Below are 10,285 nucleotides of genomic sequence, written 5' to 3'. Positions count from 1 at the left end.
CGGTGCGCTGCAGAGCCGGGGCCCATCTCTCCATACTGTAGCTGTGGCCCCCTAGGTCCCGGCTCTGCGCCGCAAAGCTAAGGCGTTGCAGCGCGTCCGGGACACGGCAGCTCACACCGGCAAGAACCGCTTCAGCATCGGCATGAAGAAGATCCCGAGATTGATCGCAAAGCCGATGCTCCAGAGGATCGAGCGCAGCGTCGGGCGGTTGCCGAGATAGGTCAGCACGTAGGCGATCCGCACGATCAGGAACAGCACCGCGAGCTCGTCGATCAGCCGCTGCGGCGCGTCCCTGAATTCGGCGAGCAGCACCGCGAAGGCGAAGAACGGAAAGGTCTCGATGCCGTTCTGATGGGCGCCGAGCGCGCGCTGCGCGATGGCGTCTGCATAGAAGGCGGGATCGCGCGGTCGGGAATTGTCGAACCCGCGAAACCGGATCCATTTGATCGAGGCGATCGTCGCAAGATAGAGCAGCAGCGCTCCGAACACGCACCATTCCGCGAGTGTCATCTTCCCTCCCCCGCTTGGGTGCGACCCTAGCGAAACCGGGCTCATCTTGACAAGTTCGGTGCAACGCGCGACGCAACTGATCATGACGACCGTCGCCCTCAACGAGACCACGCAGCCAGCCGTCCAGTCCGGCCAGAAACGGGTCGGCGTGCTCCTGGTCAATCTCGGCACGCCCGATACGGCCGATGCGCCGGGCGTGCGGGTCTATCTCAAGGAATTCCTCTCGGACGCCCGGGTCATCGAGGACCAGGGCCTGATCTGGCAGTTCGTGCTGAACGGGATCATCCTGCGCAGCCGTCCGCGCACCAAGGCGCTCGACTACCAGAAGATCTGGAACAACGAGAAGAACGAGTCCCCGCTGAAGACGATCACGCGGTCGCAAGCCGACAAGCTCGCGGCCGCGCTGTCGGATCGCGATCACGTCGTCGTGGACTGGGCGATGCGCTACGGCAATCCTTCGATCAAGTCGGGCATCGACGCGCTGATCGCGGAGGGATGCGACCGCATCCTCGCCGTTCCCCTTTATCCGCAATATTCCGCCTCGACGTCGGCAACCGTCTGCGACGAGGTGTTCCGCGTGCTCGCCCGCCTGCGTGCGCAGCCGACGCTGCGGGTGACGCCGCCGTACTACGAGGACGAGGCCTATATCGAGGCGCTCGCCGCCTCGATCGAGACGCATCTGGCAACCCTGCCGTTCAAGCCGGAGCTGATCGTCGCCTCCTTCCACGGCATGCCGAAATCCTATGTCGACAAGGGCGATCCCTATCAGCAGCATTGCATCGCCACGACCGAGGCGCTGCGCCGCCGGCTCGGCATGGACGCGACGAAGCTGCTGCTGACGTTCCAGTCGCGCTTCGGCAATGACGAGTGGCTCCAGCCCTACACCGACAAGACGATGGAGCGGCTCGCCAAAGAGGGCGTACGCCGCATCGCGGTAGTGACGCCGGGCTTTGCCGCCGACTGCCTGGAGACGCTGGAGGAGATCGCGCAGGAGAATGCCGAGATCTTCAAGCACAATGGCGGCGAGCAGTTTTCCGCGATCCCCTGCCTCAACGACAGCGAACCAGGCATGGACGTGATCCGCACCCTGGTGCTGCGCGAGCTCCAGGGTTGGATTTGATGGGCTCCCCATGAACCGCCGCGAGGTGTTGGGGCTTGTTGGGATGATCGCGGCGCTGCCGTCCCCGGCACTGGCGCAGCAACCGGCGCGGCGGCTCGGCGTGCTGTCGGTCACGGCCGCCGACGATGCGATCGGGCAGACGCGCAGCGCCATCCTGGTCGAGGCGCTCGCCGCCCATGGCTGGAAAGAGCACGACAATCTCAGGATCGACTGGCGCAGCGGCGCCGGCGACCGGGCGCGGATCGCCGGGCTCGCCGAGGAGCTGATCGCGCTCAAGCCCGACATCCTGCTCGCGATCGGCACGCCCTCGGTCGAAGAGCTGCGCCGGCGCACCGCGACGATCCCGATCGTGTTCGCCGTGGTGACCGATCCCGTCAGCCAGGGCTTTGTCGAAAACCTCGCCCATCCCGGCGGCAACATCACCGGCTTCACCGATTACGACGGCCCGCTGGCCGGCAAATGGCTGGAGATGTTGACGCAAGTGACGCCGAAAGTGTCCCGTGTCTGCGTCGTCTACAATCCCGCCACTGCGCCGTTCGCTGCCCTCATGCTGCGCACGATCGAGGACGCAGCACGGACGCTTCATGTGACCGTCGAGACCGCGCCGGTCCACGACGCAGCCTCGATCGCGGCGCTGGCCTCGCGCAAGGACGGCGGCCTGCTGATCCTGCCGGATTTCTACACCATGGCCAACCGCGCGCATCTGCTCGCGGCGATCGCCGAGGCGCGCGTGCCTGCGGTGTTCTGGAGCCGTACCTTCGTCGACGAGGGCGGGCTGATGTCCTACAGCACCGACAGCACCGAGCAGCTCCGCCGCGCCGCCAACTACATCGATCGGATTCTGAAGGGTGCGCGGCCTGCCGACCTGCCGGTGCAGAACCCCACCAAGTTCGAGCTCGCGGTCAACCTCAAGACCGCCAAGGCGCTTGGCGTCACCATTCCTCCAAGCCTGCTTGCAACAGCGAACGATGTCATCGAATAAGGTCGTCCGCGACGGACACATGCCCAGATTCGTTAACTTTCGCCGCTAGGTTTGCGCCCGGACGCTTTCAAGAGCCTTTCGGAAATACTTATCGTGACCGTTCCCTGCTGCTGCGTCTTGTGCAGAATCGTCCGAATGCCGACGTGAATCGCGACCGCTGAACCGGTAGGGTTGCGATCCCGACCAATGACAGCGCGGGAAAGGGCTTTTTCCTGCCTTGGAGGAAATATGAGCGGTTTCGACATTTTCGCGATTGTTCTGGTTTTGCTCGTCATCGTCACGCTGATTGCCGGCGTGAAGACGGTGCCGCAGGGCTATGACTGGACCATCGAACGGTTCGGAAAATACACCCAGACGCTGAGCCCCGGGCTCAACCTGATCGTGCCCTATTTCGATCGCGTCGGGCGCAAGATCAACATGATGGAGCAGGTGATCGACATTCCCGAGCAGGAGGTGATCACCAAGGACAACGCCACCGTGACGGTGGACGGCGTCGCCTTCTACCAGGTGTTCGACGCCGCCAAGGCGAGCTACGAGGTCTCCAACCTGACCCAGGCCATCACTGTCCTGACCATGACCAACATCCGCTCGGTGATGGGCGCGATGGATCTCGACCAGGTGCTGTCGCACCGCGACGAGATCAACGAGCGCCTCTTGCGCGTGGTCGATGCCGCGGTCTCGCCCTGGGGCCTGAAGGTCAACCGCATCGAGATCAAGGACATCGTGCCGCCCGCCGATCTCGTCGAGGCGATGGGTCGGCAGATGAAGGCCGAGCGCGTCAAGCGCGCCGACATTCTCGCCGCCGAAGGCCAGCGGCAGTCGGAGATCCTGCGCGCCGAGGGCGCCAAGCAGGGCCAGATTCTCCAGGCAGAAGGCCGCAAGGAAGCCGCGTTCCGTGACGCCGAGGCCCGCGAGCGGTCCGCCGAGGCCGAGGCCAAGGCGACGCAGATGGTCAGCGAAGCCATCGCCAAGGGCGATGTCGCGGCGTTGAACTATTTCATCGCCGACAAGTATATCAAGGCGTTCGGGCAACTGGCGGACTCGCCGAACCAGAAGGTCATCATGCTTCCGGTCGAGGCGATGAGCATGCTGGGCTCGCTCGCCGGCATCGGCGAGATCGCCAAGGCGACGTTCGGCGAGAGTGCGGCATCCGCCGCTGCTGCGGCCCGTCGCGGCGGCTCGGTGCCGTCGTCCGGTCCGATGCCGCCAGCGGTGCCGTAACCGCACCATTGAGAGAGGTCGTGTCATGACCGACATGTTCGTATCGCTCGGCACCTGGAACTGGCTGATCTTCGGCTTCATCCTGATGGGGCTTGAAGTGCTGGCGCCGGGCGTATTCCTGTTCTGGCTCGGGCTCGCCGCGCTGCTGGTCGGGCTGATCTCGTTCACCGTCGCCGTGTCCTGGCAGGTGCAGCTGGTGATGTTCGCGATCTTCGCGGCAGCCGCCGTGCCGGTGTGGCGTCGCCTCTCGCGGCCGAATCCGGATGCGAGCGGAAGCCCCTTCCTCAACAAGCGCACCGAGGCGCTGCTCGGCCGCGAGTTCACGCTGGAGAAGCCGATCATCGACGGCAACGGCACCATGCGCATCGGCGACACGGTCTGGCGCGTCGCAGGTCCCGATACGCCGGCCGGGACGCGCGTGAAGGTGGTGCAGGTCGACGGCGTGAATCTGACGGTGGCGGTGGCGTGAGGACCCTTCGCCTCTCCCCGCTTGCGGGGAGAGGCCGGATTGCATCGTAGATGCAATCCGGGTGAGGGGGCTCTCCGCGAGTCGTCTCTCACCGTCTGCGCGGAGGCTCCCCCTCACCCCGATCCTCTCAGCGCGAGCGAAGCTCGTCGCGGCCCCGCAAGCGGGAAGAGCCCTTCCACCTCTCCGCAAACCGGTGCAGCGGCATGAACGTCTCGCACAAGTCCCGCCCGAGCGGCGTCAGCCCGTAGCCTCCGCCTTCGCCGAGCTCCACGAACCCCGCCTCGCGCAAATCGTCCAGCCGCGCTTGCAGCACTGTCGGCGAGACCTCGTCACAGGCGGTGCGCAAGCTGCGGGAGGTGAGGGGGGCGTCGCGCAACTCCCACAGGATCCGCAAGGTCCAGCGCCGGCCGAGCAGGTCGAGCAGCGCCATGATCGGCCGTCCCGTGCGTGAGCCGCGGACGCCGCGCGTTGTCGAGCCGGCCTGTTTCGCCATCGTCGCCCTCTTGCCTATTGCTACAGATAATGTAGCGTCGTGCTACGATAATCGTAGCAAGGGAGACGGCCGATGTCCCAGGCCACACCGCGCATTGCGCCGCTCGCGCCGCCTTATCCCCCGGAGATCCAGGCGCAGTTCGACCGCATCATGCGCGGCGCGCCGCCGCTGCTGCTGTTCCGGGTGATGGCGGGCCAGAGCCGCGCCTGGGACAAGTTTCGCGCCGGCGGCCTGCTCGATCCCGGGCCGCTGTCGTTGCGTGAACGCGAGATCGTCATCGACCGCACCTGCGCGCTGAACAAATGCGAATATGAATGGGGCGTGCATGTCGCGGTCTTTGCCGGTCCGGCCCGCCTCACCGAGGACGAGGTCCGCGCTACCGTAGAGGGCGATGCGACGTCGCCGTGCTGGTCACCGGGCGAGCAGGCGCTGATCGCAGCCGTCGACGCGCTGCATCACCGCGCGACGTTCACCAATGCGGAATTCGCCGCGCTTGCGGCGCATTACGACGAGGCGCAGATCCTGGAGGTCATGCTGCTGTGCGGCTTCTATCGCACGGTGTCGTATCTGGCGAACGGCCTGAGGCTGCCGCTGGAGGAGAAGGCGGCGCGGTTTCCGCAGCTCTAGCCCCCGTCATTCCGGGGCGCGACGAAGTCGCGAGCCCGGAATCCATCGGGCAGCAACCTCGGAGATGAATGGATTCCGGGCTCGCGCCCAAAGAGGGTGCGCCCCGGAATGACGGCGCGGAGAGAGCGTGCCTTACGCCACACCCGCGCGCAGCAGATCGTGCAGGTGGACGATGCCCACGACCTTGTCCGCCTCGGTCACGAGCAGCGTCGTGATCTTGCGGGTGTTCAGCACCTCGATCATCTCGGTGGCGAGCATCGAGGGCGGCACGGTCTTCGGCTGCCTGGTCATGATGTCGTCGACCGTGACCGTCAGCAGGTCGGGCCGCATGTGGCGGCGCAGATCGCCGTCGGTGATGATGCCGACTGCCTCGTTCGCGTCATTGACGATGCAGACGCAGCCGAGGCCCTTGGCCGACATCTCGACCACGGCCTCCGACATCTCGGTGCCGAGCGGCTTGAGCGGGATCTCCGCGCCGGTGCGCATGTAGTCGCGAACGAATTTCAGCATTGCGCCGAGCTTGCCGCCGGGGTGGAAATGCGCGAACTCGAGCGCCGTGAAGCCGCGGCTTTCGAGCAGCGCGATCGCGAGCGCATCGCCGATCGCGGCCTGCATCAGGGTCGAGGTGGTCGGGGCCAGATTGTGCGGGCAGGCCTCGCGGGCCTTCGGCAGCTCGATCACGAGGTCGGCGGCCTGTCCGAGCGAGGACGCCGCGTTCGACGTCACCGCGATCATGGGGATCGCAAAGCGCGCCGAATAGTTCACGAGGTTCTTCATCTCGGGCTGCTCGCCGGACCAGGACAGCGCCATGATGACGTCGTCGGTGGTGATCATGCCGAGGTCGCCGTGGCCGGCTTCAGCGGTGTGAACGAAGAAGGCGGGCGTGCCGGTCGAGGCCAGCGTCGCCGCGATCTTGCGGCCCATATGGCCTGACTTGCCGAGCCCGGTGACGATGACGCGGCCCTTGGCCTGTCGGATCAGGTCGACCGCCTTGGCGAAGGTCGCACCCAGCGGGCCGCGCAGCGCGGCGGCGAGCGCGTTGATGCCGCCGCTCTCGGTCTCCAGCGTGCGGAGCGCGGATTCGACGCTTGTAGGAATGGGGCCGGATGATTGGGTCATCAGCGGTTTCGAACTCGGCATGTACAGGTCCAGGGAGGAGGGGCGATGGCCCATTGGCGCCTGCTTTAGCATGCCTCGGCGTATCAGGCGACGCGGCCGCCCCGCCCCTCAACGGGTCATTAACCATAATTGTTTTAAGTCCATTAACGATGGTTTCTGCCGGTCGGCGGGGACAATCGCGAAAGTGTTTGATTTCGTTGGGGTAATTCCATCGTGGGGTCGTCTCCAGGCACGGGCCGGAGCAAACGCGCGCATTTCCTGCGCGCGGCTTTGCCGTGTCTTGCGCTGACGGCCCTGCAAAGCGGCCCAGCGGCCGCCCAGAGCCTCACGCCCGACCTGTTCAATCCCAACCGCGGCGGTTTCGCCGCGCCCGACACGTTGCCCACGCGCCGCACGGCGGGCGTACCGCAGGCGCCTTCGGACGCGCTTCCGGTGCTGCCCGATCCCAACGCCGATCCGCGCAAGCGGCAGCAGGCGCCGGCGACTTCGCGCGTCGGCCAGGTCCCGACCTACGGTCTGCCAGCCGCCAACGGCGCCAGCGGATCGGGTTACGACTCGCTCAACCGCAAGCGGCAGCAGCCCAAGTTCTATCCCGGGCAGCCGAAGCCGAAGCGCCCGGTCGGGCCCGGCTCGCCGGTGCCGCCGGCAACGCCGGACAGGACGCTCGGCCCGCCGCGCATCGCGTCGCCGCCGTCCGAGACCGCGCACAAGGTGCCGGTGCCGCCGGCGATGGCCGGCAACGTGCCCGGCCAGCCGCTGCGCCGCCGCCTCAAGCTGGACGAGGATCCGTTCGGCGCGGTCGGCGATTATGCCGGCAGCTTCCTGATCAAGGGCGGGCTCGAGCTCTCCGCCGGCTATGACACCAACCCGGCGCGTCTGAACAAGCCGGTCGGCTCGCCGGTCTATGTCGTCGCGCCCGACCTCCTCGTGGTGTCCGACTGGGAGCGCCACGCGCTGGTCGCCGATTTGCGCGGCTCGTTCTCGGGCTACACCAACAACATGCCGGTAACGATCGACGGCTTTCCCTCGCCCTCGCCGGTCGAGATCGACCGCCCCGACTTCACCGGCCATGTCGACGGCCGCATCGACGTCGACCGCGACCTCAAGCTGACCTCGCAGCTCCGCCTGCGGCTCGCCACCGACAATCCCGGAAGCCCGAACGTGCAGACCGGCCTTCAGAAATATCCTGTCTACGCCACCTATGGCACCACCGTCGGCTTCGATCAGACCTTCAACCGCTTCCAGGTCGCGGCCGGCGCCACCGTGGATCGCACCGCCTACACCGACTCCAAGCTCACCGACGGCTCGACCTCCAGCAACGGCGATCGCGACTTCAACCAGTATGGCGGCGTCGGCCGCTTCTCCTACGACCTGAAGCCGGGCCTGAAGCCGTTCGTCGAGATCCAGGGCGACACCCGCGTGCACGACCAGCCCGCCGATCGCAACGGCTATTTCCGCGATTCAAACGGCGGCTATGGCAAGGTCGGCACGTCCTTCGAGTTCTCGCGCATCCTCACCGGCGAGGTCTCGGTCGGCTATTCCGCGCGCAACTATGTCGACCCGCGCCTCAGCCAGCTCTCGGGCTTCCTCACCTCGGGCTCGCTGATCTGGAACGCCAGCGGGCTGACCACGGTGAAATTCGCCACCGACACGCAGATCGCCGAGACCACCGTCGCCGGCTCCTCCGGCGTGCTGGTGCACACCTACGCCGCCGAAGTCGACCACGACTTCCGCCGCTGGCTTACAGCAGTGGGCAAGTTCACCTACGGTACCTACGACTACCAGGGCCAGAACCGCAACGACAAGACCTACTCGCTCGAAGGCAATCTGATCTACAAGCTCAACCGCAACGTCTGGATCAAGGGCACGCTGCGCCACGACATCCTGGATTCGAACCAGGCGGGCTCGAGCTCGCAGGGCACGGTGGTGATGTTGGGGGTGAGGCTGCAGAATTAGCGATGAGGTGCGCCTTGATGCGCTGTCGTCGCTACCCGCTCAGCTGTCATGCCCCGGCTTGACCGGGGCATCCAGCACGCCGCGGCTTATCCGCATACGTTTGACGTCTCTGGAATACTGGATCGCCCGCTCCAGTGCGCGAGTGCGCACAAGGCGGGCGATGACACAGTTCGTAAATCTGGCGGCGGAGTGAGCCGCGCCTAGCGCGGCAGATCCGTCTTCCCCATCAGGAATGTGTCGATCGACCGGGCGCACAGCCGGCCCTCGCGGATCGCCCAGACCACCAGCGACTGGCCGCGGCGCATGTCGCCGGCGGTGAACACGTTCGGGCGCGAGGTCTGGTAGTCCAAGGTGTTGGCCTTGACGTTGCCGCGCGGATCGAGCTCGACCGAGAGCAGCTTGAGCAGACCTTCGTGCACGGGATGGACGAAGCCCATGGCGAGCAGGACGAGCTCGGCATCCAGTTCGAACTCGGTGCCGGCAATCGGCTTGAACTTGTCGTCGACACGGACGCAGTGCAGCTTCTTGACCTGGCCGTTCTCGCCGGAGAACCTCTGGGTCAGCACGGCATATTCGCGGATCGCGCCTTCGGCCTGGCTGGAGGACGTGCGCATCTTCAGCGGCCAGTTCGGCCAGGTCAGGCCCTTGTTCTCGCGCTCGGGCGGGGCGGGCATGATCTCGAGCTGGGTCACGGACAGCGCACCCTGGCGCAGCGAGGTGCCGATGCAGTCAGATCCGGTGTCGCCGCCGCCGATGACGACGACATGCTTGCCGCCGGCCAAAATCTCGGTGACGCCGTTCAGCGGCTCCTCGGAGACGCGGCGGTTCTGCTGCGGCAGGAAATCCATCGCGTAGTGGATGCCGGAAAGGTCGCGGCCGGGGATCGGCAGGTCGCGCGGGGCTTCGGCGCCGCCGGTCAGGGCGACGGCGTCATACTCGTTCAGCATCTCGCGCGGATCGACATTGCCGTCCGCGCCGACATGGCTGTTGTAGTGGAAGGTGACGCCTTCGCCTTCCATCTGCTTGACGCGGCGGTCGATGATGCCCTTCTCCATCTTGAAGTCGGGGATGCCGTAACGGAGCAAGCCGCCGGCCTTGGCGAACTTCTCGAACAGGTGCACGTCGTGGCCGGCGCGCGCGAGCTGCTGCGCGCAGGCCATGCCTGCGGGCCCCGAGCCGATCACCGCGACCTTCTTGCCGGTCTTGACGGAGGCGACCTCCGGCTTCAGCCAGCCATTGTCCCAGGCGCGGTCGACGATCGCGCATTCGATGGTCTTGATGGTGACCGGGTTGTCGTCGATGTTGAGCGTGCAGGACGCTTCGCACGGCGCCGGGCAGATGCGCCCCGTGAACTCCGGAAAATTGTTGGTCGAGTGCAGGTTGCGCGAGGCCTCTTCCCAATTGCCCTGATAGACGAGATCGTTGAAGTCAGGGATCTGGTTGTTGACCGGGCAGCCGGGCGTGCCCGGCGCGACCGAGCCGGTGCCGTGGCAATAGGGAATGCCGCAATTCATGCAGCGCGCGGCCTGGTCGCGCGTTTCCTTCTCGGTCAAGGGAACGACGAACTCGTTGAAATGCTTCACGCGCTCGGCGACCGGGGTGTACTTGCGGTCGTGCCGATCGATTTCCAGAAAACCCGTGATCTTGCCCATAAAACCCGAAGTCCTGCCGCTTAGTCGTTTGTTCTCTCACTCCTCATCCTGAGGAGCGGCGCGCTCTTCGCGCCGCGTCTCGAAGGATAGAGGCCCGGATGGTTGTCTCATGGTTCGAGACGGCGCTAAGCGCCTC

10 protein-coding genes are annotated in these 10,285 nt (G+C 66.0%); 6 read left to right on the top strand and 4 right to left on the bottom strand.

The window, feature by feature from the left end; genetic code table 11:
• Positions 1-111: 111 nt before the first annotated feature.
• Positions 112-510: an MAPEG family protein gene (locus E4K65_RS18990; RefSeq protein ID WP_135175469.1), complete on the bottom strand. Its 399-nt coding sequence runs from the start codon at positions 508-510 to the stop codon at positions 112-114.
• 82 nt (positions 511-592) lie between these two features.
• Between E4K65_RS18990 and hemH the strand changes: the two genes are divergently transcribed.
• From hemH to E4K65_RS18970, 4 genes are all read left to right on the top strand, one after another.
• Complete coding sequence (gene hemH, locus E4K65_RS18985) at positions 593-1,630, top strand: ferrochelatase (protein ID WP_135175468.1); 1,038 nt, start codon at positions 593-595, stop codon at positions 1,628-1,630.
• Between the two features lie 10 nt (positions 1,631-1,640).
• Positions 1,641-2,612 carry an ABC transporter substrate-binding protein gene (locus tag E4K65_RS18980; protein ID WP_135175467.1) on the top strand — a complete coding sequence of 324 codons (972 nt, stop codon included), beginning with the start codon at positions 1,641-1,643 and terminating at the stop codon, positions 2,610-2,612.
• A gap of 228 nt (positions 2,613-2,840) precedes the next feature.
• Complete coding sequence (locus E4K65_RS18975) at positions 2,841-3,833, top strand: SPFH domain-containing protein (RefSeq protein ID WP_135175466.1); 993 nt, start codon at positions 2,841-2,843, stop codon at positions 3,831-3,833.
• 25 nt (positions 3,834-3,858) lie between these two features.
• The gene (locus tag E4K65_RS18970; protein ID WP_135175465.1) at positions 3,859-4,302 is read left to right on the top strand and encodes an NfeD family protein; all 444 of its coding nucleotides are present in this window, start codon (positions 3,859-3,861) and stop codon (positions 4,300-4,302) included.
• A 127-nt stretch (positions 4,303-4,429) separates the two neighbouring features.
• Here the strand turns inward: E4K65_RS18970 and E4K65_RS18960 are convergent, their stop codons facing one another.
• Positions 4,430-4,795 carry a winged helix-turn-helix transcriptional regulator gene (locus E4K65_RS18960; RefSeq protein WP_135175463.1) on the bottom strand — a complete coding sequence of 122 codons (366 nt, stop codon included), beginning with the start codon at positions 4,793-4,795 and terminating at the stop codon, positions 4,430-4,432.
• 72 nt (positions 4,796-4,867) lie between these two features.
• Between E4K65_RS18960 and E4K65_RS18955 the strand changes: the two genes are divergently transcribed.
• The gene (locus E4K65_RS18955; RefSeq protein WP_135175462.1) at positions 4,868-5,422 is read left to right on the top strand and encodes a carboxymuconolactone decarboxylase family protein; all 555 of its coding nucleotides are present in this window, start codon (positions 4,868-4,870) and stop codon (positions 5,420-5,422) included.
• Between the two features lie 132 nt (positions 5,423-5,554).
• On the opposite strand, the gene E4K65_RS18950 is transcribed toward E4K65_RS18955, so the two are convergent.
• A complete protein-coding gene (locus E4K65_RS18950; protein ID WP_167770942.1) occupies positions 5,555-6,562 on the bottom strand; it encodes a KpsF/GutQ family sugar-phosphate isomerase in 1,008 nt (335 codons plus the stop codon).
• A gap of 192 nt (positions 6,563-6,754) precedes the next feature.
• On the opposite strand from E4K65_RS18950, the gene E4K65_RS18945 reads away from it, so the two are divergent.
• Positions 6,755-8,497 carry an outer membrane beta-barrel protein gene (locus E4K65_RS18945; RefSeq protein WP_135175460.1) on the top strand — a complete coding sequence of 581 codons (1,743 nt, stop codon included), beginning with the start codon at positions 6,755-6,757 and terminating at the stop codon, positions 8,495-8,497.
• Positions 8,498-8,697: 200 nt separating this feature from the next.
• On the opposite strand, the gene E4K65_RS18940 is transcribed toward E4K65_RS18945, so the two are convergent.
• On the bottom strand, positions 8,698-10,149 hold the full coding sequence (locus E4K65_RS18940; protein WP_135175459.1) for a glutamate synthase subunit beta: 1,452 nt from the start codon (positions 10,147-10,149) through the stop codon (positions 8,698-8,700).
• Positions 10,150-10,285 lie beyond the last annotated feature (136 nt).

It is taken from the genome of Bradyrhizobium niftali, assembly GCF_004571025.1.
In the GTDB taxonomy this organism is placed as follows: domain Bacteria; phylum Pseudomonadota; class Alphaproteobacteria; order Rhizobiales; family Xanthobacteraceae; genus Bradyrhizobium; species Bradyrhizobium niftali.
This window is presented reverse-complemented; position numbering and strand designations above follow the sequence as displayed.

Bases quoted from the DNA above. Each gene is read 5' to 3' on its own strand.
- E4K65_RS18960 (WP_135175463.1), bottom strand. From the start codon at position 4,795: ATGGCGAAACAGGCCGGCTCGACAACGCGCGGCGTCCGCGGCTCACGC.
- E4K65_RS18990 (WP_135175469.1), bottom strand. From the start codon at position 510: ATGACACTCGCGGAATGGTGCGTGTTCGGAGCGCTGCTGCTCTATCTT.
- E4K65_RS18975 (WP_135175466.1), top strand. From the start codon at position 2,841: ATGAGCGGTTTCGACATTTTCGCGATTGTTCTGGTTTTGCTCGTCATC.
- E4K65_RS18950 (WP_167770942.1), bottom strand. From the start codon at position 6,562: ATGCCGAGTTCGAAACCGCTGATGACCCAATCATCCGGCCCCATTCCT.
- hemH (WP_135175468.1), top strand. From the start codon at position 593: ATGACGACCGTCGCCCTCAACGAGACCACGCAGCCAGCCGTCCAGTCC.
- E4K65_RS18955 (WP_135175462.1), top strand. From the start codon at position 4,868: ATGTCCCAGGCCACACCGCGCATTGCGCCGCTCGCGCCGCCTTATCCC.
- E4K65_RS18980 (WP_135175467.1), top strand. From the start codon at position 1,641: ATGAACCGCCGCGAGGTGTTGGGGCTTGTTGGGATGATCGCGGCGCTG.
- E4K65_RS18970 (WP_135175465.1), top strand. From the start codon at position 3,859: ATGACCGACATGTTCGTATCGCTCGGCACCTGGAACTGGCTGATCTTC.
- E4K65_RS18940 (WP_135175459.1), bottom strand. From the start codon at position 10,149: ATGGGCAAGATCACGGGTTTTCTGGAAATCGATCGGCACGACCGCAAG.